This is a genomic window from Rhodococcus sp. 14-2483-1-2 (assembly GCF_002259405.1).
Lineage (GTDB): Bacteria > Actinomycetota > Actinomycetes > Mycobacteriales > Mycobacteriaceae > Rhodococcoides.
Genome location: NZ_NPFW01000002.1, coordinates 67,954 through 91,090 on the forward strand (window position 1 = coordinate 67,954; position 23,137 = coordinate 91,090).

Genomic DNA, 23,137 nt, shown 5'->3' on the forward strand with positions numbered 1-23,137 from the left:
CCGGTGCCGACGCCACTGCTGGAGTGTCAGTCGTCCCAGTCGTGATCGTCGTTGTCGTCGTCCAGATCGTCCCGGTCGTCGTCCAGATCGTCCCAGTCGTCGTCGCGGTCGTCCAGATCGTCCCAGTCGTCGTCGCGGTCGTCGAGATCGTTGAGATCGTCGTTGCGGTCGTACCGGTCGTCGTCGTTGCGATCATCCCAGTCGTCGTCGTAGCGGTCGTTCGGGATCTGGGTCGGTGCGGGCTGTTGGGGAGCTGCCGGCGGGGTCGGAGCCGAATCCGACTCCGACAGAGGCTGTTCCACCGAGATCGAGGACGGCCGCTGCTGGGTGGGGCCGTCGTCGGCGATAGCGAGTGCGCCGACGCTTCCGAGGGTGACGACAACGGCTGCTGCACCGACGATCATGAACTTTCCTGGCATTCTCATGGCTGCTCCTTCGATCCGGGTTCTGTGGGCCACCGTTTCGGTGATGACTCAACGATCGCTGTCGAACGTGAGAAGCGAAGGAGCACAACATGAGCGAGTTCTCATACTGGCGACGGGCAAGTGCGGCGACGCGAGATCGACATTCGGCCGTTGTCGGTGACGGTGTCGGGACAAGATCCGGAGCGGTCGTTCGGGCGACCCTCGCCGGTGGGTCGCCACGTCACCCGACCCCTGAGCGCCTATGGTGATTCGCGATGAAAAGGATTCGAGTGTGTGTGGCCGTGTCGGCAGTGTCGATGGTTCTCGTCGGCATGGGTTGTGGACCGGCTCTGGCGCAACCCGCCGGCGAGCCACCGGCGGTGACGACGACACCGCCGTTCACGACGCCCGACACCGACAGCTGCCCGTACGCCGCGTCTCCTCCCCCGGCGATCGACCTGTCCGAGGTACCGGAACCTGGAAGCACTGCCCCGCAACCACTCCCGATTCCCGCCGAGGCCGTCGGCGGGAATCGGCTCGCCGAGTGTGGAGCGGTGCTGCCGGACGGGGCTCCCCCGTTGCCTGCGGATATCTCGGCGACCGGGTTCGTGGTGGCCGACATGGACTCCGGCTCCGTTCTGGCCGCCAAGGATCCGCACGGGCGGCATCGGCCGGCGAGCACGATCAAGGTGCTGCTTGCGATCGTCGCCCTCGACGAGCTGAACTTGAACGACCGGATCACCGCGACCGCAGAGGACGCCGATGCAGAGGGCAGTGCCGTCGGCATCGGAGAGAACGGTGTCTACACCAATCTCCAATTGATGCAGGGCCTGGTGATGGCGTCGGGAAACGATGCAGCGCATGCGTTGTCCAGGCAGTTGGGCGGCGACGCGGCCACCGTGGACAAGATGAATGCCAAGGCCGCAGAACTGGGTGCGCTCGATACGCGCACCGCCACGCCGTCGGGTCTCGACGGTCCTGGCATGGCGAGCTCTGCCTACGACTTGGCGTTGATCTACCGCGAGGCCATGCGTGATCCGACCTTCGCACAACTGATTTCGACCGAGAACGTTCAGTTTCCCGGCTACCCGAAGGACCCCACGATCCCGGACGACCAGGACCGGCCCGGGTTCACCCTCTCCAACGACAATCAGCTGCTCTACAACTACGAGGGCGCACTCGGAGGCAAGACCGGGTACACCGACGATGCTCGCCAGACATTCGTCGCAGGAGCAGAGCGGGGCGGTCGACGTCTCGTCGTGACGATCATGAAGGGCGATGTGCTGCCGATCCGGCCCTGGGAGCAAGCGGCGCGCCTGTTGGACTACGGGTTCGCTCTCGATTCGAGCCGCGGCATAGGCGAACTCGTGGAGCCGCAGTCGACGTCCGCGGTGACGAGCACACGTGCGCCCGAGGCCACGCCGACTCTCGCCCAGCCACCCGCATCGGCGTCGGGGTCGAGCTCCCGCCAGTCCGAGATGCAGGCACAGGGCGACACCGTCGTTCGCATCGCGATAGGTGTCATCGGTGCGATCGTGGTGATCGGGCTGCTGTGGGGAGCTCGGCGGCTTTCGCGCAACCGCTGATCAGCGACGCCGGTTGCGCAATCCCGCGACGCCGAGAGCTGCGAGGGCACCGGCACCCACCAGCGCCAGACCGCCCGTCACGCCAGGTCCTTCGCTGACCTCGACCCTCGTGTTGATCACTGCCGGCTCCGGCGCCGGAACATGCGCTTCGGCCAAGCTTTCGCGTGTCGTCGCAGCGAACGACGTGGAGAACAGCACCAGCCGTGACGTCGTGAACACGAACACCAGCAGGCCGATGATGGGACCGAAGACCACGCCCGCGGGCCCGCTCGTCACCGATGCCAGGTAGAGGGCACCGAGCTGCTTGAAGATCTCGAACCCGACGGCAGCGAGCAGTGCACCTTTCGCTGCGCTGCGCCACGACACCGGCTCGCGCGGCAGCCGCGAGATCACCCAGGTGAACAATGCCCAGGTGCCCGCAAGCGCGAGGAGAATCGAGAAGACGCGCAGCGCGACGCCCACTCCTGGGATGGAATCGAGATTGGCCCACTCCAGAATGCTGCGCATCAGGTCACCTCCGGCCAGCGCCGACAACGCCAACGACAGCACCAGCGCGGTCCCCAGCCCGAGCAGCGCGGCGAAATCCTTGGCCTTGGTGGCCAGAAAACCACCCTGCTCGTGCTGGCTCTCCCACATGGCGGTCAGTGCCTCGCGTAGGTTCGCGATCCAACCGAGACCGGCATACAGGGCGCCGAGCAGACCGATGATGCCGACGCTCGTCCGAGACTCGATGGCCGTCTGAATCAGCGAATTGATGGTCTCACCGAAGCTGCCGGGCACGTTCTCGGCAATCTGCGACTGGATCTCGGCAAGCCACTCGGGCTGATTCACCAGCACGAACCCGGCGATCGCGAACGCGACCATCAGCAGCGGGAACAGGGCCAGCACACTGAAGTACGTCATGCCTGCGGCGTAGTAGTCGCCCTTCTGACCCTGATACCGCTGCGCAGCAACAACAGTGTGATCGAGCCACGGCCACCGTTCGCGCCGGTCGTCGAGGATCGCCTTGAAATCGGGCATGGCACTCACCTTCTCGCTGTCGTCGCCTGCTGTCGGATCGTGTCGCCACGGTGCTGCGCCTCGAACTACTCTTTGCCGAAATGCAGCACGCCCAAACTCGGTGTGCCGTAGATGCTATGCACCCGGCGGCAGGAAACCCACCCTGTCGTAGACCTGAGCGAGCGTTCGACTCGCCACTTCCCTGGCTCGATCCGCACCGGCCGCGAGGATGCGGTCGAGTTCGGCCACATCGGCCATGAACCCGTCCATCCGCTCCCGCAGTGGAACGACGAACTCGGTCAGAACGTCGGCCGTGTCGGACTTGAGGTCGCCGTATCCCTTACCCGCGTAGCCGGCAACGAGATCGTCGATACTCGCGCCCGACAGCGCGGACTGAATCACCAGAAGATTGCTGACGCCCGCCTTGTTCTCCGGATCGAACACGATGTCGCGTTCGTTGTCCGTCACTGCCGAACGAATCTTCTTCGCCGACACCTTCGGATCGTCGAGAATGTTGACGATGCCCGCCGGATTCGACGAGGACTTGCTCATCTTCGCGGTGGGATCCTGCAGATCGAAGATCTTCGCGGTGCCCTTGATGATGTGCGCATCGGGCACGACGAACGTCTTCTTGAACCGCGTGTTGAAACGCTGCGCCAGATCACGAGTCAACTCCAGGTGTTGCCGCTGATCCTCGCCCACGGGAACCAGATTCGGCCGATAGAGCAAGATGTCGGCGGCCTGCAGAATCGGGTAGGTGAACAGTCCGACGCTGGTGTGATCGCGTCCCTGCTTGGCCGACTTGTCCTTGAACTGAGTCATCCGCGCCGCTTCGCCGAATCCGGTGATGCAGTTCAGAACCCACGCCAACTGCGCATGCTCGGGTACCTGACTCTGAACGAACAGCGTCGACTTCTCCGGATCGATTCCCACCGCGAGCAACTGCGCAGCGGCCACTCGGGTGCGGCGGCGCAGTTCCTTCGGGTCCTGTGGAACGGTGATCGCATGCAGGTCCGGGATGAAATAGAACGCGTCGAACTCGTCCTGCAACTCCACCCAGTTCCGCACCGCACCCAGGTAGTTACCGAGATGGAACGAATCGGCAGTCGGTTGGATGCCGGAGAGCACCCGCCGACGCGGACCCTGCGGAGTGTCGATGGAGTCGGAAGAAGACATACCGCAATCTTTTCACGACCCCATCGACGCCAACTCCCTGCCTGCCGAGATGGTCACTCCGCACCGGAACACGGGTCACTCCGCAGGCTCCGCTCTAGCGGTAGCGCACAGTCACCGGCGCGTGATCGGACCATCGCTGGTCGTACGCCTCGGCCCGCTCGGTGCTCGCTTCCTTGGCGCGCTCGGCCAGATCACTCGTGGCCAGCTGATAGTCGATTCGCCAGCCGGCGTCGTTGTCGAAGGCCTTGCCGCGGTACGACCACCAGCTGTACGGACCTTCGACGCCCGGGTGCAGTGCACGTACGACGTCGGTCCAGGGAGCCTTCTCGGCGAGCAACCGCGTCACCCACTCGCGTTCCTCGGGCAGGAAGCCGGAGTTCTTGCGGTTGGTCTTCCATGCCTTGAGATCGGCCTCGGTATGGGCGATGTTCCAATCGCCGCACACCACCACGTCCCGATCGTCGGACGTCGCGGCCTTGGCCGTCTTGGCCAGATACTTCGCGAACGCCGCCATGAAGCGTTCCTTCTCGTCCTGCCGCTCGGTACCCACCTCGCCCGATGGCAGATACAGGCTCGCGACGGTGATATCGCCGAAATCGCCCTCGATGTACCGACCTGCATCGGCGAACTCGACGGCCCCGATGCCGGTACGAATCGCATCGGGAGCCGCCTTCGACAGCAAGGCCACCCCGTTGCGTCCCTTCGCGGACGGCTCGGCCGAGGCCAGGTGCCAGCCCGCATCGAGGGCCGGGGCCAGCGCCTTGGTCAGCTCCCCGTCGTTGGCGCGGGTTTCCTGCAGGCAGATGACGTCGGCATCGGTGGCCTCGAGCCACGGCAGCATGCCCTTGCGAACAGCTGCGCGAATTCCGTTGACGTTGACAGTGGAAACAGTGATCGGCACGCCGACGACGGTAGCGGAGCCCACCGACAGAGCGCGGACGGGCTGCTTACCTGGGTTCATTCCTGCCCGGCCTGCTATCGACGCCTCGGCTTCGCCCCGGGTTTCGGCGCGGTGACCACCGATGTCACCTCCGGCACCACCACCGGTTCACGATCGATGCGTCGGTAGACGATGTGCTGTTGGACGTAGGTCCACATGTTGTTGCTCACCCAGTACAGCAACACCGCGACCGGCAACACCGGGCCGCCGACGAGCACGCCTGCCGGGAACACCCAGAGCACGAGCTTGTTCATGATCGCGGTCTGCGGGTTTGCGAGCGCCGCTGCGTCCTGCCGGGCGACGGACGCCCGCGAGTTCAGATGAGTCGCCACCGCCGCAACGATCATCAACGGAACCGCAACGAACGCGATGCTCCACACCGACGGCACTCCCCCGAACGGACCGAATGCCTCGAGCACCTCCCGAGAGCTGTTGACGGCAGCGGAGATCGGCGCACCGAAGAGTCGTGCGTCGAGGAAGGACTGCACATCGACAGCGCTGAAGACGTAGTTCGCGGTGTTCGCATTTTCCTGCGCAGTCATACCGAGATGACCGAATCCGGTACCGGTTCGGTTGAACGAGCGCAGCACGTGCAGCAGACCGATGAAGACCGGGCCCTGCGCCAGCAGGGGCAGGCACCCCATCAAGGGGTTGAAACCGTGTTCCTGCTGCAACTTCCGCATTTCGGTTGCTTGCCGAGCACGGTCCCCGGAGTACTTCCTCTGTACGGCCTCGAGCTGGGGCTTCAGTTTCTTCATGGCGAGCTGGGAACGAATCTGGCCGACGAACGGCTTGATCAGCAGCGCACGCAGTGTGAAGACCAGGAATATCACCGCCAAGGCCCAGGCGAAGCCGTTGTCGGGGCCGAGCACGGACCCGAAGACTCTGTGCCAAAACCACAGCACCGCGGAGACGGGATAGTAGACGAAATCGAGCATGGTGGAGCACCTCACTGTGAGAGAAGTCGGTCGGTCGGCGTCTCGACCGGATCTCGCAGTGGCTCAGATCAACTGGAGCCACCGGTCCGGTCCAGGGACCGGACCGGGTGCTCTGGGCATGGGGCGACCGGGCGCATCGGGTTGCTGTTGCCTGCGGAACGATCCCCGAAGCCGCCGCCCGTCCGCGCCTGCGGAATCCGACGACAGCGGTGCGATCACTGCCAGATCGGACGGCGCACCGAGGACGACAAGGGACGCCGCGACCAACGCACCGAACATCGCTATCTGTGCGGCGGGTTGGGCGTCGACGACGGTGAAGACGACCAGCAGGACGGCGAGAACGCCGACCAGTGTCCCGGCGTAGCGTCGAATCGCCAGGTGAGGGGTTCGAGAATCGAGCATCTTCGGTTCCTTGGGACAGCCTCGCGGACAACGGGTTGCGATGGCGTGGGGGAACTTTCGAGCTACAGTGCCCCCACCAGTGCACCGGGTGCACGTGGCTGTGGGCGGCCCGGAGCATCCGGGCGATGTTGACGCCGGAACGACCCTCGAAGGTGGCGTTCCTCTGCGGCGGGGCCGGCATTCGGCAGCAGGCGCAGCAGTGCCGGCACATCGACACGGTGTGCGAGCAGCATCAGCGTTGCCAGCGCCGCGACGAGGATCAGGGCCACGTCCGCGGTTGCGGTCGGCATCGTCAGGTACAGCGCCACGAGGAGCAGCGAGGTGACGACCATGCTCTGGTATCTCATCGCGCACCTCCCCGTTCCGACGCCTACCCGATGATTCGAGTCGTTGCTCAGGGTACAGATACCGAGGGGTCCGTGCACAGGTGCCAGGTATCGCCGACGAACACCGGCCCGCGAGCCTGAACACAGGGACGCACGTAGCTGGGCAGTCGCTCGAGCTCGGCGTCGGCGTCGGCCGACAACCCACCCACGTAGGACGTATCGATACGTCCGGTCTGCTCGAAGCGATCGACGTTGTGCCGTGCGATGTACGCATCCGGGTTCAGAGCCGCCAGCGTGAGCACGGTCAGAACCGCACCGACGCCTACTGCTCGTGGAAGCCGGCGCCCCGACATCCGCACGCCCGAGACCAGAAGCAGAACGAAGACCGAACCCAGCCACCACTCGACGGCCGTGACGAACAACCTGAGGGTGGTGTAGCCGTATTGCTGCTCGTACAACGACATTCGATGCAGGGCCGACGCAACGATCACCAACGACAGCAGGCACAGCCCACCGAGCAGGGCCCGCAATGCACTTCGATCACGGCGATCCTCGCGTCGAGCCTTCGCCACCGTGACCGCGATGACGAGCAGTGTCAGTACCGTCACTGCGAGCAATTGCCAGAAGCCCTGCCGGGCGTATTCGGCATTGGTCAGACCCTCCGTGGTCACCACGTGCCCTTGCCCGCCGAACAGCGTCGGCACCTGGAACCCGACGAACACGACGAACAGGGCCACCACCGCCCCGAGGGGAACCATCCACTCCCACAACTGCACCGATCGACGCGGCGACGGCGCGAGGCGATCGAACCGAGGCGGATGCAGCGCGACGTAACAGACAGCGAGCGCACCACCTGCGGTGAGCACGAAGACGAGGGTGCGTCCGAGAATCGATGCGGCATCGAACTCGGGCGTCACCGCGCCCAGGGCATCCGAGAAACGCTTGTCGGCCGCACCGAACAACGCCGCGAACACGACGAAGAGCGCCACGGTCACGACGGCCACCATGCCGATACGCACCGGCCGAGGCCCCTCCAGATCGATCGAACCGGCTCCGCGTCGAGTCCACCGTGCCACCCGCACCGGCAGCAACACCGGCAGGAGAGCGCCGAGTGCAATTCCCGTCCACGTCCAGGCGCGGGAGAGCACAACCACTCCGACCACGATGGCGAGCGTCGTCGACATCGTCACGATCCACTCGGCCGCGCGCAGCGCAGACACGCTCGCCAATGCCAGCACTCCTGCCACGCCGGCCCACTCCCACCGCGAGAGCCTGCCACTGCGGGCTGCGAGCACAACACCCACGAAGGCCAGGGCGGTGATCAGCACGCCGAACGTGTTGTCCATCAGCGTCACTGCACCGATCAGTCCGGCAAAGGCGGACCCGAGCAGCGCCGCACGAGGTGGCTGCGAATACCGCAGCACCGGCCAGGTGCGCGGCCCCCAGGGAGAGCGCCTGTGCTTCGCTGCCGGATGAATCGGAATGTCGATCGTGCTCATGACTCTTCCCTCTTCTGTGTTTCGGGCATGACAGGTCGGCGGCCGCAGTCCGGGGACGAGCAGTCGCGGTTCGGATGGATCGATGAATTCAGTGCTCGGGGATGGCCACTCTGATGTGGCAGCCGAATTCGCTGTCGAGAACGTCGATGGTTCCGCCGTGCAGTTCGGTGGCCCAGCGGGCGATGCCGAGGCCGAGACCTGTTCCGCCGTCGGTGGATCCGCCGCGAGTGAATCGGTCGAACACGGCAAGGCGGTCGGCGGGCGCGATGCCCGGTCCCTGGTCGACGACGTCGAATGCGTACGCCCCGCCGATTCGATGGGCGCGTAGCGTCACGGTGCTCGAATGAGGAGAATGCCGCACGGCGTTGTCGACGAGGTTGGTGATCACCTGCGTCATACGCGACCGGTCGGCCAGGACGGTCGCATCGCCGGGCGAGACGACGATCGACACTCGTTCTCTGTGAACGGAGGTGGCGTCCTCGAGGAATTGCCGGACCTCGAACTCCTCCGGGGCAATGGTGAGCACACCGCCCTCCACCCGCGACAGATCGAGCAGTTCGCTGACCAGATCTCCGAGTCTCTCGGTTTGGCGCAGCGCCACCGACAGCGTTGCGGGATTCGCGTCGGTCACCCCGTCGACCATGTTCTCGAGCACGGCACGCAGGGCAGCGATGGGCGTCTTCAGCTCGTGCGAAACGTTGCCGATGAGTTCGCGGCGGTACTTCTCCGCGGCTTCGAGATCACTTGCCATGGTGTTGAACGCCGTGGCGAGCTCGCCCACCTCGTCCTTCGATGTTGCCCGCACTCGCGTCGAATAATCGCCTCGCGCCATCGCTTTGGCGGCCGAGGTCATCTCGCGCAGCGGTGATGTCATACCGTGGGCGACGAATTGTGTTGCGGCCAAGGACACGACGAGCGCTGCGAGGAGGGTGTAGCGGAATTGCCAGCCCGCTCCGATCCAGAAGACGACGCTCGCGAGCACCAGGACTATGCCCACGACGAGCGAGACCTTGAGCTTGAACGACCGCAACGGATCCAACGGGCGCGGCAGCATGCGGGTCATCGCGGCGACTCCACGGCATAGCCCACGCCGTGGACGGTCCGAATGAGATCGCCACCGAGTTTGCGACGCAACGCTTTCACGTGAGAATCGACCGTCCTGCTGCTGGCCGAATCATCCCAGCCCCACAGTTCCGACAGTAGGGTCTCCCGCGACACGGCACTGCGCGGCCGAGCAGCCAGAAAGGCGAGGATGTCGAATTCCGTTCTGGTCAAGTGGATGTCACCGGAGGGAGTGGTCACCCGCCGTTCCCGGTGATCGATCTGTACGTCACCGACTCGAACCGCCTGGGGTTCGGCGGCCACCGTACGCTCGGCACGCCGGACCAGGGCGTGCACGCGAGCGACCAACTCGCGCATGCTGAACGGCTTTCCCAGGTAGTCGTCCGCGCCGACGCCCAGGCCGACGAGCATGTCCGTCTCGTCGGACTTGGCCGTCAACATCAACACCGGGACCGGACGGGACGCCTGGATACGGCGGCACACTTCGAGCCCGTCGAACCCGGGCAGCATCAGATCGAGCACCACCACGTCGGGATCGATCCGGGCGCACGCGTCGACGGCAGACGGGCCGTCGGCGGCAGTGACGACCTCGTACCCTTCGCCGCGCAGCCGAGCGGCAACGGCCTCGGAGATCGTGGGCTCGTCGTCGACGACGAGAACTGTGCGGCTCATGAGAACTGACCCTAGAGGGCGCACGTGGAGGAGTCCGTCGGGAAATGTGGAGGTTCGGTGAAGGTTGAGCCAGGCGTTCGACGGCGCGGCGACCGACGGACTCACCGACACGCTGAAATTAGGGTGGGCTACCCTTCCCGATGTTAGCCAACCCTTACGAAAGGCGTATCGATGCACATCCGACCACTTCACCGAACCTGGGCGGTGTGCGCCATTGCGCTGACCACCGTGGGACTGCTGACTGCCTGCTCGAACTCCACCGACGAGCCGGCACCGACGGTCGGTGCGTCCTCCGATTCGGCCGCCTTCCCGGTCACGATCGAGCACGCGTTCGGTGAGACCGTTGTGCCCGAAGAACCGACTCGTATCGTGGTGGCCGGTTACACCGAGCAGGACACCGTCTTGGCGCTCGGCGTGATACCCGTCGGCGTCACGGAGTGGTACGGCGAACAGCCCTACGCAACCTGGCCCTGGGCGCAGGCAGCTCTGGGCGACGCTCAGCCCGAAGTGCTCTCGAACGACGATGGATTCGAGACGGAGAAAATCGCCGCACTCGAGCCCGATCTGATCATCGCCACCAATGCCGGCTTGACCGCTGACACGTACGACACGCTCAGCGACATTGCGCCGACGCTCGCCCAGTCGGACGCGTCGACCGCCTATTTCGAGCCCTGGGACGTCCAGGCGCAGAAGATCGGACGTGCGCTCGGTAAGAAGACCGAGGTCGATGCCCTGATCGACGGCGTCAATCAGAAGTTCGCCGACGCTGCGGCCGCACACCCGGAGTTTGCCGGCACGAAGGCGATCTTCTTGCAGAACGCGTTCTACGAGGGCAAGGCGATCGCGTACCAGGACGGGTTGAGCACCGACTTCCTGACCGAATTGGGCTTCGTCATTCCCGACGACATCGACGCCTACGTTCCGGCCGACGGCAGCGCGCAGGCGAGCATCCCGCTCGAGAACCTGTCGGTCCTCAACGCCGCCGACGTGCTGATCTGGGGAACCGAGGAGCCCGGCGACCGCACGGAATTGGAGAAGGAGGCGATGTACGACGCACTCGAGCCGGTGAAGGACGGCAACCTGGTCTTCACCGACGGCGTGACGGCCGGCGCGATCTACTTCACCAGCGTGCTGAGCCTGCCGTACGTGATCGACAAGCTGGTTCCGGCTCTGGACGACGCTCTCGGTGGATCGCCGGCAACGATCACCGGCTGATCCCGGGCGCTCCTACGCCGCGGAACGCTTGTCCATCCACATGGCGGTGGCCAGTACACCGAGACCGGCCACCGCCAGGCCCGAGCCGACGGCGGCGGGTGCCGTGTAGCCGAAGCCCGCGGCGATCACGGCTCCACCGACTGCCGCTCCGATGGCGTTGGCCAGATTGAACGCGGCATGGTTGAGCGATGCGGCGAGCGTCTGGGCGTCCTCGGCCACGTCCATCAACCTCGTCTGCAGGCCCGGCACCACCGAGGAGCCGGACGCGCCGATGAGGAACACCACCAGAAGCGCGGTGATCGGATTGTGTGCGGCCACGACGAACACGGCAAGGAACACGGCCGTCGCGGCCAGACCGACGAAGGTGCCCTTGAGCTGGTAGCGGTCGGCGAGCCATCCGCCGGCATAGTTTCCGACGACCATTCCGAGTCCGTAGATCATCAGGGCGACCGGAACGAGCGCGCGGGCGAGACCGGCGACGTCGGTCAGCGTCGACGCGATGTAGGTGTACACCGCGAACATGCCACCGAATCCGACGATGCCCACGAACAGGGTCATCCACACCTGGCTGCGGCGCAGTGCGCCCAGTTCGGTGATGGGGCTGGTGGTCGGCATCGCGTCGAGTCGTGGCATCCAGAGGACGAGGGCGGCGACGGTGAGGGCACCGATGACGGCCACGAGTGTGAATGCACTACGCCATCCCAGCGCCTGCCCGATCCACGTCGCCACCGGGACGCCGACGACGTTTGCGACCGAGAGTCCCATCATGACCATCGCGACGGCCTTGGCTCGCTTACCCGGTTCGGCGAGGTGGGCAGCCACCAGCGCGGCCACTCCGAAGTACGCACCGTGTGGCAGACCCGCGACGAAGCGCGAGGCAACGAGCTCGTTGAAGCTGGGCGCGAACACCGTGCCGAGGTTGCCGAGCGTGAAGGCCACCATCAGCGCCAGCAGCAACATCCGCCGGGGGACGCGAGCAGCCAGTGCCGCGATGGTCGGCGCACCGACCACAACGCCGAGCGCATACGCGGAGATCATGTGGCCGGCCGAGGGCTCGGAGATCCCCATCGTCGTCGCGATGTCCGGCAGCAAGCCCATCGACGCGAACTCCGTGGTGCCGATCCCGAAGCCGCCGATGGACAGTGCCAACATCGCGAGCTTGCGGCGGGTCGAGTGCGGTCGATGACTGACACTCAGACCACTCGACACCTTGCCGCGCACAGCGCTGACTCGGGCAAGAGCGGAATCGGTGACAGTCACAGCAGTACAACCTTCGTGTGCAAATAGGGGGCAGAAGAAGCGGCCGGGATTCGAGCCTGCGATCGGAGACCGACCGGGTCCGACCCAGAAGGCAACGTCGCTCCGATCAATTGTCTTCCCCGAGGCAGCTCGTTTCGCGTCGATGAGCGGTGATTGTCCTCACCCGAGCATCTGCTCGAGCTCCACCCGAGCGCGGTGCGCGTGCCCTCGTTCCGGTGGAGGGCCATCACCGGCTAGGATCTTCGCCAGGTCATGAGTGCCAGCATCGAGCCCCGGCTTGCTGGCCGGCAACCCTCCAACCGCGGTGGGGTGCCCCGGGTGAACGACCAGGCCGATCCGGCATGCGAGTGCCGTATCGACAAGCGCGGGTCCGCAGGAAGCGGACCCACTGAACCTTCGGTCCCCAGGGGCCGAAGCCTGTCAGGAGGTTCTCTCATGTGTTGCTGTACCGATACGCCCCGTAGTGCTCGACTTCTCGAGCTTCATTCGACATTCGATTCGTCTCGAACAGACTCGTCTCAGAAAACGGAGTATCACCAGCCATGACCGATTCCACCCCCGACGTCGTCGACGCCACCGGAGCTCCCACCGAGGATCCGTTCACCGATCCCGCGGCCGACTGGAGTTTCGAGACCAAGCAGATCCACTCGGGTCAGACCCCGGACGGCACCACCAGGGCTCGTGCGTTGCCGATCTACCAGACCACCTCGTACACGTTCGACAACACCGACCACGCAGCCGCGCTGTTCGGACTGGCCGAGCCCGGCAACATCTACACCCGCATCATCAACCCGACCCAGGATGTCGTCGAGCAGCGCATCGCCGCCCTCGAAGGTGGAGTCGCGGCGTTGCTGCTCGCATCGGGTCAGGCCGCAGAGACGTTCGCAATTCTCAACCTCGCGGAGGCGGGCGACCACATCGTGTCGAGCCCGCGGCTCTACGGCGGCACGTACAACCTGTTCCATTACACGCTCCCCAAGCTGGGCATCACCGTCTCGTTCGTCGACGATCCCGACGACCTCGAGCAGTGGCGCGCCGCGATCACTCCGTCGACCAAGGCGTTCTACGGCGAGTCGATCTCGAACCCGAAGAACGACATTCTCGACATCCCAGGGATCTCGGCCGTGGCCCACGAGAACGGCATTCCACTGATCGTCGACAACACCGTGGCGACGCCGTACCTGCTGCAGCCGTTGAAGCACGGTGCCGACATCGTGGTGCACTCCGCGACGAAGTACCTCGGCGGACACGGAACGGCCATCGCGGGCGTCATCGTCGACGGCGGCACCTTCGATTGGACGCAGGGCCGTCATCCCAACTTCACCACCGCGGATCCGAGCTACCACGGCGTCGTGTTCGCCGATCTGGGCGCGCCCGCGTTCGCACTGAAGGCACGCGTTCAGCTGTTGCGTGACATCGGTGCTGCAGTCTCGCCGTTCAACGCCTTCCTCATCAGCCAGGGTCTGGAAACGTTGAGCCTTCGGATCGAGCGGCACGTGGCGAACGCACAGAAGGTTGCCGCCTTCCTCGCCGGTCGCGACGACGTCGTCTCGATCAACTACGCGGGACTCGAGTCGTCGCCGTGGTACCAGCGCGGGCAGGAATTGTTGCCGAAGGGGCAGGGCGCGATCATCGCGTTCGAGCTGAAGGGTGGTGTGGACGCGGGCAAGAAGTTCGTCAACGCACTCACTCTCCACAGCCACGTCGCTAACATCGGAGACGTGCGCTCACTCGTCATCCATCCCGCATCCACCACGCATTCCCAGCTGACTCCGGAAGAGCAGCTGGCCTCGGGCGTCACTCCCGGCCTGGTGCGTCTCGCCGTGGGCATCGAAGGAATCGACGACATCATCGCCGATCTCGAGGTCGGATTCAGCGCGGCGGCATCTTGAGTCACAGCTGCGACACAGGCGTTCGTCCGGAGGCGGTTCTTCCGTCTCCGGACGGGCGGTTGGGCACCATCGACATCGGTGGTCTCGATCTCGAGAACGGCGCTCGAATCCCCCAGGTGACCGTCGCGGTGCAGCGGTGGGGCGAGCTCGCCACCGACCGCAGCAACGTGGTACTCGTCGAACACGCCCTGACCGGGGACTCGCATGTGTCGGGTCCGCCGGACGCCGATCACGCTCTGCCCGGTTGGTGGAACGGAATGGTCGGTCCCGGTTGCCCCATCGACACCGACGAGTGGTGCGTCGTGGCGACCAACGTGCTCGGCGGCTGCGGCGGGACCACGGGACCGAGCAGCCTCTCTCCCGACGGCACGCCCTACGGGTCTCGCTTCCCCGACATCTCCATCCGCGATCAGGTCGCCGCCGAGGCGGCCGTGGCCGACGTACTCGGAATCGAGCGGTTCGCTGCCGTCGTCGGCGGTTCGATGGGCGGGATGCGCACCCTCGAATGGATCGTGGGCCATCCCGACCGAGTGGCGGCCGCGTTGGTCCTCGCGGTCGGTGCCAGAGCAACTGCCGACCAGATCGGTACCCAGACAACACAGATCGCCGCGATCAAGGCCGATCCAGGATGGCTCGGCGGCAACTATCACGACACCGGCACCTCGCCGACGGCCGGACTCGGCATCGCGCGGCGCATCGCGCACCTGACGTACCGGACCGAGAGCGAACTCGACATCAGGTTCGGAAACTCACCGCAGAACGACGAGGACCCGTGGGCCGGTGGTAGATACTCCGCACAGAGCTATCTGGAGCATCAGGCTGCGAAGCTCGTCAACCGGTTCGACGCGGCGACGTACGTCCTGCTCAGCGAAGCGATGAACCGTCACGATATCGGCCGTGGCCGCGGCGGAGTGGCCGAAGCTCTTGCGTCCACAGAGGTTCCGACCATCGTCGGCGGCGTCGACTCCGATCGTCTGTATCCGTTGCGACTGCAGAAGGAGATCGCTCGTGAACTCCCCCAGTGCCGCGGACTCGAAGTGATCCAGTCGCGTGACGGACACGACGGCTTTCTGACCGAGGCCGATTCGGTGGCGAAACTGCTCGCCGAGACGATGGAGCTGGCCCGCCTCGGTCGGCGCTGACACCGCTCTCGTCGACCGGGCTCTTGCGCCCTGACGTCAGTCGGTTCCCAGCGGATCGATCGACAGCGACAGAAAGACGATTGCTCCGCCTACGCAGCCCAGCGCCAGCACATCGAACACGCGACTGCGCACTTGCAGTGTGCCGACACGAGTTTCGGGCAGGCACAGCCGCAGGACGGCCGCCAGCAGCGCTGCGCATCCGAAGATGAACGCGCCGCGCCGCCAGCGATCGGCCAGCACCAGAACGAGCGCGGCGAGGACGACGACCGAGACTGCGACGATCGGTAGGTTGCGCGCGACTGCCGCGCGAAATCCCGCGTCGGGCTCGCTTCGCGCATCCTCTGCGTCGTTCACGTCGGTTCGCTCAGCTCTCGGCGGCGACGCGTTCGGCGCGCTCGACGACATTGGTGAGCAGGAAGGCCCGCGTCAGCGGTCCGACGCCGCCGGGGTTGGGCGAGAGGAATCCGGCCACCTCCGCCACACCGTCGGCGACATCGCCGCGCAGTCCGTCCTCGGTGCGGGTCACCCCGACGTCGAGCACAGCAGCACCCGGCTTGACCATGTCCGCGGTGATCAATCCGGGCACTCCGGCAGCGGCGATGACGATGTCCGCGCGCGAGACCTCGGCGGCCAGATCACGAGTTCCGGTGTGACACAACGTGACTGTCGAGTTCTCCGAACGCCTCGTGAGCAGCAGACCGATGGGTCGCCCGACCGTCACTCCGCGGCCGATGACCACCGCGTGCGCACCGTCGAGAGCAACGTCGTAGCGGCGCAGCAGGTGCACGATCCCGCGAGGTGTACACGGCAGTGCGGCATCCTTGCCGAGCACCAGACGGCCGAGGTTGATCGGGTGCAGACCGTCGGCGTCCTTGTCCGGACCGATTCGCTCGAGCGCAGCGTTCTCGTCGAGATGCTTCGGCAACGGCAACTGAACGATGTAGCCGGTGCATTCGGGGTTGGCATTGAGTTCGTCGATGACGGCCTCGAGATCCGCCTGGGTGATGTCCGCGGGGAGGTCACGACGAATCGAGGTGATGCCTACTTTGGCGCAGTCGTTGTGCTTGCCCCGGACGTACGCGGCCGAACCCGGATCGTCGCCCACCAACACGGTCGCAAGACCTGGGGTGATGCCCTGCTCACGCAGCGTTGCCACGCGGGCGGTGAGATCGACGAATATCTCGTCACGGGTCGCTTTGCCATCGAGAATCGTTGCAGTCACCCGGTCATTGTTCCAGGTTCGGCGTCAGTAGCGGCGCACCGGTCCGATCCCCACCGTCAGCCCTCGACGACGAGCCCGTGCGCTGCCGCGTACGCCACGGCCTGCATCAGCTCGATCTTCGCGCCGCGCACGCTCGCGCTGACCCACAGCGATGCGTCGGCGACGGCTCCGCGCAGATCCGCCTCGTCGAACTTGGCGTCGACGGTACGGGCACCTGCGAAATCGACCGAGCGCGCAGTGGCCTTCCTGAAGTCTGCGGACACGAGGTTCGCTTCCCGCATCCGGCACCCCGTCAGATCGAGGCCGCGAAGGTCCGCGTTGCCCAGTGACGCGAGGGTGAAGTCGACCTCGTCGTACGTCGCCGGACGCATGCGACTGTCGACGAACGTCGATCCCATCATGGTCGAATGACGAAAGGTGCTGTGCTGCAAATTGGTCCGAGTGAAGGTGCACGATCGAAATGCGGAGTTCGTGTGAATCGATTCGGTCAGGTCGGTGCCGGTGAAGTCGCATTCGGTGAACACCACCGAGTCGGTTCGGACGCCGCTCATGTCCGCGTCGCGAAATGTGCACCGAACGAACTGCCTGCCGGTCCACTCCTGCCCGTCCAGTCGCGTGTCGGAAAAGTCCTCACCGATCGTCTGTTCGTCGTCCACCTGCCCCATACTTCCCGGGCTCGTGATGGCAGAGTGAACCGGGTGTTTCGACTCATGTTCTTCGAACCCCGCATCCCACAGAACACCGGCAACGCAATTCGCCTGGCCGCCGGGACCGGCTGCGAACTGCACCTGGTGGGCCCGCTGGGCTTCGACATGTCCGAGCCGAAGCTCAAGCGGGCAGGCTTGGACTACCACGATCTGGCGTCGGTGACGGTGCACACCGATCTCCCCTCGGCCTGGGCTGCGCTGGCACCGACTCGCGTGTTCGCTTACACCGCCCACGCGGACCGGTCCTACGCCGACGTCGCGTACGAACCGGGCGACGTCCTCCTGTTCGGACCGGAACCGACTGGATTGCCCGACGACGTCCTGGACGACCCACACGTGACCGATCGACTGCGAATCCCGATGATTCCGGGCCGTCGATCCTTGAACCTGGCGAACGCGGCGGCAGTGACGATGTACGAGGCATGGCGGCAACACGGGTACGAAGGCAGCGTCTGACGGGTTTGCGTTCGAGCGCGCTCGAAGCCCTAGCTTGCCTTTCATGACTCGAACAATCACTCCACAACGCACGTGGCTCGTCACCGGGGCGTCCTCCGGTCTGGGGCGCGCTCTGACCGAGACCGCCTTGGCAGCGGGCGACACCGTGGTCGCGGTGATGCGTCGCCCCGAACGCATCGACGACCTGCTCGACGAGCACGCAGAGCCACTGCTCCCGATCGCCTTCGATGTTCGAGACACCGAGTCGGCCCCCGCCGTGGTCGAGGCGGCGATCGACCGGTTCGGACGCGTCGACGTACTCGTCAACAACGGTGGCGTCGGGCAGATCGGTTCCGCCGAGGAGGTCGACGATGCCCGGCTGCGAGACATGCTCGACCAGCATGTGGTCGGTCCCGCCGCTCTCACCCGCGCCGTGTTGCCGGGAATGCGGGCGCGGGGCACCGGAACGATCGTGCAGATGAGCAGCCAGGGCGGCCGGATCTCTTTTCCGGGAGCAGGGTCCTACTCGGCCGGCAAATTCGCCCTGGAAGGCTGGTCCGAAGCGCTTGCCGGCGAGGTCGCATCGTTCGGTATCCGAGTTCTGATCGTCGAGCCCAGCAGATTTCGGACCGGCTTCAACAGCGCCGACGTACTCGAACGCGCAGCCCCCGTGGATGTGTACGCCGACATCCTCGGCGATGTCAGGGCCGACATGCTCGCGGCCGACGGTCGACAGGAAGGCGACCCGCACCGAGCCGCTCTCGTCATCCGTCAGTTGGTCGGGGCCGAGTCCGCTCCCCTGCGCATTCCTCTCGGCCGCGAGGCCGTCCGACGGCTGCGCGAGTCGTACCGCCGCGAACTGGCCTCACTCGAGGCCCACGCCGAACTGTCCTCGAGCGCGGACTTCCCGGGTGTACCCGAATCCGTCCGCCCGGTCTGACGGCACCGCCCGGACTATCTTCTGTACTCATGGCGACGACGGATTTGATGAACAGGGCTCTGGCGGCCGTGGCAGATTCGCAGGCATCGCTGACCGTCGAACTGGTGCACGATCTCGTCGAACCCGGAGAGCTCGCCGAACCACTCGGCATCGCAGAGGTCGCCGAGCTCCTCGATATCTCCGCGCACACCCTGCGGTACTACGAGCGGTGCGGCCTGATCGAGGTTGCTCGCGACGGACTCGACCATCGACGGTACGACTACGCGGCCGTCAGACGGATCGTGTTCCTCACCCGTATGCGGTTGTCGGGGATGCCGATGCGCGACCTGCAGCGCTATGTCGAACTCGTCGACGACGGAGAAGACACCGTTCCGGAACGACTCGACATGCTCGTCGAGCATCGAGATACCGTCCGACGACGTATCCGAGAACTGCAACTATCGCTCGTGGCAACCGAATACAAGATCGCGACGTACGGCGGTGCCACCGGTCCGTGACATGGGGGTCGGGTTCTCGGCCGCGACGAAGCCCGATGGGTCCGTAGACAGCCGGTCGGCCAGTGCCGCCCGGACACGATCGCGTCCCAGAAGTTGTCCGGGTTCGCCGGCGTGTCTTCGACGCAGGAGGTGAAACTGATTGTGAGCGTCGACAAATCGATCCGGTCCGAGAGGTAGTACTTCTGTGACACCGAACTGTCGAGTTCGCCCTGCCGGCTCGGCAGTGCCGATTACACCTCGACGAGATCGGCAGTGTTCGACGCGGCCGCGGCCGGATCGTCGGGAGGTACCCGGTAACGATTTCCTTGCGTTCGACCGGTGCCGGAGCGTGCTGCCGTGCGGAGCCGCCTGCCATCTCGAGCACCATCACCAACCTTGGCGTAGAAACCGAACCAGCAAGTGGCAGAAACGATTTCGATGGATCGGCGCTAGAGCACAACAGCAACCCGAACGCGCATCTGGGTACCACGACCGCTGCAGTCAGGGTGCGCGAAACCGGACTTCTACGACGATTCATCCCCGGATGCCAGCGGCACCGTTACACAAACCTGACCGGCTTGCTGCCATGGACTCGCGGGGCGGGGTACCGTGTGCCGCACCGGCCCGTTTCGCTCGTGAAGGAGCTTTCTTTTGTTCTCTGTTTCCCTGCCCCGTCGCTCGTCCTCCAACTCCTCCTCCGCGCGCACGTCCAGTCGGTTCGGTAGTCGAATTGCCCGCACCGCAGCAATATTCGCCATGGGCTCGGGATTGACGGTCGCAGCCCTGTCGGGCACGGCCACCGCGTCGGCAGCCCCCGTCAACTGCGTGTCCCCGCCGTCGGCCAACGACATCCAGGTCGACGACACCGCGAGCTGCGGAGCCACCTCCAACGGCACCGGACAGGCCACCGCAGGTGCTGCCGACAGCGGCACCGCAGTCAGCGTCAACGACGGCCCCGGCTCGACGGCCACCTACGCCAACGGATACGGCGTCGCCCTCGGAGCGAGCAAGAATGCAGGGACGGCCTACGCACTGGCACTCGGCGGCGGAATCGCTCACTCGTGGGCCGACGCCGGACAGACGACCCTCGCAGTCGCCGGGTGGGGATCCGGTGCCACCTCGGAGGCTCAGGGCGTCGATTGCGTCGGCCCCCTGTCACTGGCACTGAACCTCACCAGCGGCCAGTTCTGCGTCCTCGGGAGCTGATCGCCCGGTTGCAGAGAAAAATCCAGTCCAACGGAGCCGACTACCCCGACACGAACTCGTCGAGGTAGTCGGCTCCTCTTGCATACACGGTGTGACCGGACTTCCTGGGCCGCTCCGCACATCCCTCGGGGAGCCGCCCGCTCCGTTTGCTCGAGGACTTCGCCGGCACCTATTGCCTCTCCGAACTGGCGATGAGTTGGAGCCGGCACTCGAACCGCTCCGGCTATGGACGGGACACTGGAACGAGGGCACACCCGCGGCTGATCACCGCCCCTGACCAGCCGAGCCAGTCCCCCCGAAGTGCCTTTCCGTTCTTGTCGGTGGGCCGAGATAGTCTTCTTTCAGTTCGAACGCACGTTCTGAATTGATGCTCACCGGGGGGTGAAAAAATGGGTGCAATACCGACTGTGTCACTGGAGGCGTTGACCGCTGCCGCGCGTGAAGAGAATCGGCACGCGGCCCGCAAGATCACCGCCTGCTATCGCGTGCACTGCGACTGGATCACCCGCGACACCGAACACAAGCACTACAGCCGATACGGACGCACCGAAATGGCTGTCGCGTTGGGCTGCTCGGCGACCGTCGCCGAATCGTATGTATCCATCGGAGTAGCCCTGCACACCCGACTCCCACTGCTACGAGCAGCATTCGAGACAGGGGAGATCGACCTCCCCCGCGTGCGGACCGCATGCCGGATCCTCGACAACCTCTCCGACGCCATCGTCAGGTCGGTCGAGAAAGAGGTCGTCGAGGCGGCGCGGAGGTCGTCCCCGGGCCCGCTCGAGCAGGCGATCTGGGACATCCTGCTGCGCGTCGCACCCGAGGAAGCAGCAGCGCTGCGGGAGTTCGCGAAGAAATTCCGCACCGTCACCTACAGTCCCGGCGGCGAACTCGCCCGCATCCGAGCCGAATTGACCGCACCCGAAGCCGCCGCCGCATGGCAACTCCTCGAAGAGATGGCCGACACCCTCTGCCCCAAAGACCCGCGCGGGAAGAAAGAACGCCTCTGCGATGCGTTCATGGCCCGCATGCACGGCGAACCCCGACTGGCATGCCTGTGCCACCGCGAGGATTGCCCGAAGAAAGACACCGTGTTGCCGGATCGGCGGGTGCCGTTGACGATGATCACCGTCGACATCGCCACCCTCATCGGACTGCTCGCCAACCCCGCCTACCTCGCCGGACACGGTTCCATCGACCCCGACCTCGCGCAGGAGCTGGCACGCAACAGCCACTGGCAGATCCTGCTCACCGAAGCAGTCACCCTCGCCGAATCCCTCGGCCTCGCACACCAGAACCCGGAGACAGGGGAATGGGAACGAACACCGACAGACCAGCAGCAGGAGTCGGACTCAGCGTCGGATACAGCGACTACGAAGGCGGAAGCAAAGCCCGACGCGAAGTCAGTAACGAAGTCGACCGCAGCATCACCATCGGCGCCGAACAGGGCTTCGTCGACAAACACGACCGAGACAACCGACACCGATGCGAGCACCACTCCAGCGCCAGCGCCTGCAGCGGAAGGATCATCTGCTTCCCGTCAGGAAACAGAACCCGACCGCGGCTCCGGTCCAGCATCATCGCCTGCAACATCGGCCCGAGGTCCGGTCGACACATCGAGTTCGACACCCGATCCAGCACAAGCACCTGCGCCGCCGCCGGGGACGACAACCTCACCGGCTCCGCTGGAGGGTCAGACCGAGGACACCCCTGCCCATCCAGCGGCAGATCCAGCTCCACCCGACTTCAGCGGAGACGAGGACAGGCCACGACGGACCCAATCGCTGACCTCCGCCGCAGCCCTGTTCTGCACCCACACCCCCGTCGGCCGGGGCACACGGCTCAGCTCTGCCCTCGATCTCCCGACACTGAACCGCGCCGCCCTGAACCACGCCGCCTTGAACCAGTCGGGACTCGGGCGTTCGGGCAACCGCGGTAGCTGTACAGCCAGTGGCATCTACCTCGGCAACGCATCGCTCGCCGCTGCACTCGAAGCTGCTATCGCAGCCGATCCCACCCTCGGCAAACCCGTCGCACGCGACCCGCTCACCGACCGCGCCCTGATCTACCGACCCGACACCCTCACCACCGCAGCCGTCCGACTACGCGACAAACACTGCCGATTCCCCGGCTGCCACCGCCCCGCCGCACGCTGCCAACTCGACCACATCACCCCCTTCGACCACACCAACCCACTCGGCGGAGGATGGACCACCATCAACAACCTCCAATGCCTCTGCGAATACCACCACAGCGTCAAAACCGCCGGCTACTGGACCGCCACCATGCTCCCCGGCGGAGCCATCCTCTGGACATCCATATCCGAGACCACCCGAATCACCCTGCCCACCAACGGCACAGCTGTCCCCATCCTCGGCAACGACCTCACACCACACATCCCCACCCGACCGACACGATCCGGCATCATCGCCTACCCCAACCCACCCGACAACCAGGACCCCGAAACAGAACCAACAGCCGAAGACACCGACACCCCGCCCTTCTGAAGATCGGGCTTCCACTGAGGACGGCGGACCGTGCCGGCGCTCGCGCCAAGGTCGGCAAGCCGAACCCAGGTGCACGAACTCGATGGACCGTCGACCTTCGCCGACTGTCCACGTCGGTCCGCGTGGCCTGC

23 protein-coding genes, 1 pseudogene and 1 riboswitch are annotated in these 23,137 nt (G+C 65.4%); of the genes and pseudogenes, 9 read left to right on the forward strand and 15 right to left on the reverse strand.

The window, feature by feature from the left end:
• Nucleotides 1-26: 26 nt before the first annotated feature.
• Nucleotides 27-425 carry a hypothetical protein gene (locus CH295_RS00405; RefSeq protein WP_094739457.1) on the reverse strand — a complete coding sequence of 133 codons (399 nt, stop codon included), beginning with the start codon at nucleotides 423-425 and terminating at the stop codon, nucleotides 27-29.
• Between the two features lie 254 nt (nucleotides 426-679).
• Here CH295_RS00405 and CH295_RS00410 point away from each other — a divergent pair, with 254 nt between their 5' ends.
• Nucleotides 680-1,990: a D-alanyl-D-alanine carboxypeptidase family protein gene (locus CH295_RS00410; protein ID WP_094739458.1), complete on the forward strand. Its 1,311-nt coding sequence runs from the start codon at nucleotides 680-682 to the stop codon at nucleotides 1,988-1,990.
• On the opposite strand, the gene yhjD is transcribed toward CH295_RS00410, so the two are convergent.
• The 9 genes from yhjD to CH295_RS00455 all read right to left on the reverse strand — a co-directional run bounded on the left by yhjD (nucleotide 1,991) and on the right by CH295_RS00455 (nucleotide 10,004).
• Nucleotides 1,991-3,010 (reverse strand): inner membrane protein YhjD, encoded by a 1,020-nt coding sequence (gene yhjD / locus CH295_RS00415; RefSeq protein WP_037188162.1) that lies wholly within the window; start codon nucleotides 3,008-3,010, stop codon nucleotides 1,991-1,993. It lies immediately after the preceding gene.
• A 114-nt stretch (nucleotides 3,011-3,124) separates the two neighbouring features.
• On the reverse strand, nucleotides 3,125-4,165 hold the full coding sequence (gene trpS / locus CH295_RS00420; RefSeq protein WP_032397468.1) for a tryptophan--tRNA ligase: 1,041 nt from the start codon (nucleotides 4,163-4,165) through the stop codon (nucleotides 3,125-3,127).
• Nucleotides 4,166-4,259: 94 nt separating this feature from the next.
• Nucleotides 4,260-5,066 (reverse strand): exodeoxyribonuclease III, encoded by an 807-nt coding sequence (locus CH295_RS00425; protein ID WP_094739594.1) that lies wholly within the window; start codon nucleotides 5,064-5,066, stop codon nucleotides 4,260-4,262.
• Nucleotides 5,067-5,140: 74 nt separating this feature from the next.
• The gene (yidC, locus tag CH295_RS00430) at nucleotides 5,141-6,043 is read right to left on the reverse strand and encodes a membrane protein insertase YidC (protein WP_094739459.1); all 903 of its coding nucleotides are present in this window, start codon (nucleotides 6,041-6,043) and stop codon (nucleotides 5,141-5,143) included.
• Nucleotides 6,044-6,106: 63 nt separating this feature from the next.
• Nucleotides 6,107-6,445, reverse strand: coding sequence for a DUF6412 domain-containing protein (locus CH295_RS00435; RefSeq protein WP_094739460.1), 339 nt, complete (start codon nucleotides 6,443-6,445; stop codon nucleotides 6,107-6,109).
• 62 nt (nucleotides 6,446-6,507) lie between these two features.
• Nucleotides 6,508-6,792, reverse strand: coding sequence for a DUF6412 domain-containing protein (locus CH295_RS00440; RefSeq protein WP_094739461.1), 285 nt, complete (start codon nucleotides 6,790-6,792; stop codon nucleotides 6,508-6,510).
• Between the two features lie 47 nt (nucleotides 6,793-6,839).
• Complete coding sequence (locus tag CH295_RS00445) at nucleotides 6,840-8,270, reverse strand: DUF4153 domain-containing protein (RefSeq protein WP_094739462.1); 1,431 nt, start codon at nucleotides 8,268-8,270, stop codon at nucleotides 6,840-6,842.
• Between the two features lie 88 nt (nucleotides 8,271-8,358).
• Nucleotides 8,359-9,333, reverse strand: coding sequence for a HAMP domain-containing sensor histidine kinase (locus tag CH295_RS00450; RefSeq protein WP_094633736.1), 975 nt, complete (start codon nucleotides 9,331-9,333; stop codon nucleotides 8,359-8,361).
• Nucleotides 9,330-10,004, reverse strand: coding sequence for a response regulator transcription factor (locus CH295_RS00455; protein ID WP_094633735.1), 675 nt, complete (start codon nucleotides 10,002-10,004; stop codon nucleotides 9,330-9,332). The genes CH295_RS00450 and CH295_RS00455 overlap by 4 nt, the downstream gene beginning before the upstream one ends.
• Before the next feature lie 171 nt (nucleotides 10,005-10,175).
• Here CH295_RS00455 and CH295_RS00460 point away from each other — a divergent pair, with 171 nt between their 5' ends.
• Nucleotides 10,176-11,219, forward strand: coding sequence for an ABC transporter substrate-binding protein (locus CH295_RS00460; RefSeq protein WP_094739463.1), 1,044 nt, complete (start codon nucleotides 10,176-10,178; stop codon nucleotides 11,217-11,219).
• A gap of 12 nt (nucleotides 11,220-11,231) precedes the next feature.
• On the opposite strand, the gene CH295_RS00465 is transcribed toward CH295_RS00460, so the two are convergent.
• Nucleotides 11,232-12,371, reverse strand: a complete 1,140-nt coding sequence (locus CH295_RS00465; RefSeq protein ID WP_037188972.1) for an MFS transporter — start codon at nucleotides 12,369-12,371, stop codon at nucleotides 11,232-11,234.
• A gap of 356 nt (nucleotides 12,372-12,727) precedes the next feature.
• Nucleotides 12,728-12,850, forward strand: a riboswitch (SAM riboswitch).
• A 171-nt stretch (nucleotides 12,851-13,021) separates the two neighbouring features.
• Between CH295_RS00465 and CH295_RS00470 the strand changes: the two genes are divergently transcribed.
• Together CH295_RS00470 and metX are read left to right on the forward strand one after the other, a co-directional pair.
• The gene (locus CH295_RS00470; RefSeq protein ID WP_082323496.1) at nucleotides 13,022-14,371 is read left to right on the forward strand and encodes a bifunctional o-acetylhomoserine/o-acetylserine sulfhydrylase; all 1,350 of its coding nucleotides are present in this window, start codon (nucleotides 13,022-13,024) and stop codon (nucleotides 14,369-14,371) included.
• Nucleotides 14,365-15,513: a homoserine O-acetyltransferase MetX gene (gene metX / locus CH295_RS00475; RefSeq protein ID WP_371828423.1), complete on the forward strand. Its 1,149-nt coding sequence runs from the start codon at nucleotides 14,365-14,367 to the stop codon at nucleotides 15,511-15,513. Before CH295_RS00470 ends, metX begins: the two co-directional genes overlap by 7 nt.
• A gap of 36 nt (nucleotides 15,514-15,549) precedes the next feature.
• On the opposite strand, the gene CH295_RS00480 is transcribed toward metX, so the two are convergent.
• From CH295_RS00480 to CH295_RS00490, 3 genes are read right to left on the reverse strand one after another with little or no spacing between them, the layout of a single operon-like run.
• A complete protein-coding gene (locus CH295_RS00480; protein ID WP_052047433.1) occupies nucleotides 15,550-15,867 on the reverse strand; it encodes a DUF3017 domain-containing protein in 318 nt (105 codons plus the stop codon).
• Nucleotides 15,868-15,877: 10 nt separating this feature from the next.
• On the reverse strand, nucleotides 15,878-16,735 hold the full coding sequence (locus tag CH295_RS00485) for a bifunctional methylenetetrahydrofolate dehydrogenase/methenyltetrahydrofolate cyclohydrolase (protein ID WP_094739464.1): 858 nt from the start codon (nucleotides 16,733-16,735) through the stop codon (nucleotides 15,878-15,880).
• A 56-nt stretch (nucleotides 16,736-16,791) separates the two neighbouring features.
• Nucleotides 16,792-17,400, reverse strand: coding sequence for a pentapeptide repeat-containing protein (locus CH295_RS00490; RefSeq protein WP_094633732.1), 609 nt, complete (start codon nucleotides 17,398-17,400; stop codon nucleotides 16,792-16,794).
• A gap of 33 nt (nucleotides 17,401-17,433) precedes the next feature.
• Here CH295_RS00490 and CH295_RS00495 point away from each other — a divergent pair, with 33 nt between their 5' ends.
• Genes CH295_RS00495 through CH295_RS00505 form a run of 3 tightly spaced genes read left to right on the forward strand, consistent with a single transcriptional unit; the run spans nucleotide 17,434 to nucleotide 19,314 of the window.
• Nucleotides 17,434-17,898: a tRNA (cytidine(34)-2'-O)-methyltransferase gene (locus tag CH295_RS00495; protein ID WP_170945692.1), complete on the forward strand. Its 465-nt coding sequence runs from the start codon at nucleotides 17,434-17,436 to the stop codon at nucleotides 17,896-17,898.
• Between the two features lie 43 nt (nucleotides 17,899-17,941).
• A complete protein-coding gene (locus CH295_RS00500; protein ID WP_094739466.1) occupies nucleotides 17,942-18,817 on the forward strand; it encodes an SDR family NAD(P)-dependent oxidoreductase in 876 nt (291 codons plus the stop codon).
• 29 nt (nucleotides 18,818-18,846) lie between these two features.
• Nucleotides 18,847-19,314, forward strand: a complete 468-nt coding sequence (locus CH295_RS00505; protein WP_094739467.1) for a MerR family transcriptional regulator — start codon at nucleotides 18,847-18,849, stop codon at nucleotides 19,312-19,314.
• Nucleotides 19,315-19,382: 68 nt separating this feature from the next.
• Here the strand turns inward: CH295_RS00505 and CH295_RS28580 are convergent.
• Nucleotides 19,383-19,538: pseudogene (locus CH295_RS28580) on the reverse strand (DUF4349 domain-containing protein); the annotation flags it as partial.
• A 406-nt stretch (nucleotides 19,539-19,944) separates the two neighbouring features.
• Between CH295_RS28580 and CH295_RS00510 the strand changes: the two are divergent.
• Nucleotides 19,945-20,499 carry a DUF6764 family protein gene (locus CH295_RS00510; RefSeq protein WP_037188193.1) on the forward strand — a complete coding sequence of 185 codons (555 nt, stop codon included), beginning with the start codon at nucleotides 19,945-19,947 and terminating at the stop codon, nucleotides 20,497-20,499.
• Nucleotides 20,500-20,888: 389 nt separating this feature from the next.
• Nucleotides 20,889-23,006 (forward strand): HNH endonuclease, encoded by a 2,118-nt coding sequence (locus CH295_RS00515; RefSeq protein ID WP_094739468.1) that lies wholly within the window; start codon nucleotides 20,889-20,891, stop codon nucleotides 23,004-23,006.
• Nucleotides 23,007-23,137 lie beyond the last annotated feature (131 nt).

Excerpts from the sequence above, each read along its gene's own strand:
- CH295_RS00460 (WP_094739463.1), top strand. The coding sequence starts at position 10,176 with ATGCACATCCGACCACTTCACCGAACCTGGGCGGTGTGCGCCATTGCG.
- CH295_RS00410 (WP_094739458.1), top strand. The coding sequence starts at position 680 with ATGAAAAGGATTCGAGTGTGTGTGGCCGTGTCGGCAGTGTCGATGGTT.
- CH295_RS00470 (WP_082323496.1), top strand. The coding sequence starts at position 13,022 with ATGACCGATTCCACCCCCGACGTCGTCGACGCCACCGGAGCTCCCACC.
- CH295_RS00450 (WP_094633736.1), bottom strand. The coding sequence starts at position 9,333 with ATGACCCGCATGCTGCCGCGCCCGTTGGATCCGTTGCGGTCGTTCAAG.
- CH295_RS00440 (WP_094739461.1), bottom strand. The coding sequence starts at position 6,792 with ATGAGATACCAGAGCATGGTCGTCACCTCGCTGCTCCTCGTGGCGCTG.
- CH295_RS00490 (WP_094633732.1), bottom strand. The coding sequence starts at position 17,400 with ATGGGGCAGGTGGACGACGAACAGACGATCGGTGAGGACTTTTCCGAC.
- CH295_RS00405 (WP_094739457.1), bottom strand. The coding sequence starts at position 425 with ATGAGAATGCCAGGAAAGTTCATGATCGTCGGTGCAGCAGCCGTTGTC.
- CH295_RS00435 (WP_094739460.1), bottom strand. The coding sequence starts at position 6,445 with ATGCTCGATTCTCGAACCCCTCACCTGGCGATTCGACGCTACGCCGGG.
- CH295_RS00455 (WP_094633735.1), bottom strand. The coding sequence starts at position 10,004 with ATGAGCCGCACAGTTCTCGTCGTCGACGACGAGCCCACGATCTCCGAG.
- CH295_RS00515 (WP_094739468.1), top strand. The coding sequence starts at position 20,889 with ATGGGTGCAATACCGACTGTGTCACTGGAGGCGTTGACCGCTGCCGCG.
- CH295_RS00505 (WP_094739467.1), top strand. The coding sequence starts at position 18,847 with ATGGCGACGACGGATTTGATGAACAGGGCTCTGGCGGCCGTGGCAGAT.
- CH295_RS00500 (WP_094739466.1), top strand. The coding sequence starts at position 17,942 with ATGACTCGAACAATCACTCCACAACGCACGTGGCTCGTCACCGGGGCG.
- trpS (WP_032397468.1), bottom strand. The coding sequence starts at position 4,165 with ATGTCTTCTTCCGACTCCATCGACACTCCGCAGGGTCCGCGTCGGCGG.
- CH295_RS00445 (WP_094739462.1), bottom strand. The coding sequence starts at position 8,270 with ATGAGCACGATCGACATTCCGATTCATCCGGCAGCGAAGCACAGGCGC.
- yhjD (WP_037188162.1), bottom strand. The coding sequence starts at position 3,010 with ATGCCCGATTTCAAGGCGATCCTCGACGACCGGCGCGAACGGTGGCCG.
- yidC (WP_094739459.1), bottom strand. The coding sequence starts at position 6,043 with ATGCTCGATTTCGTCTACTATCCCGTCTCCGCGGTGCTGTGGTTTTGG.
- CH295_RS00465 (WP_037188972.1), bottom strand. The coding sequence starts at position 12,371 with ATGTTGGCACTGTCCATCGGCGGCTTCGGGATCGGCACCACGGAGTTC.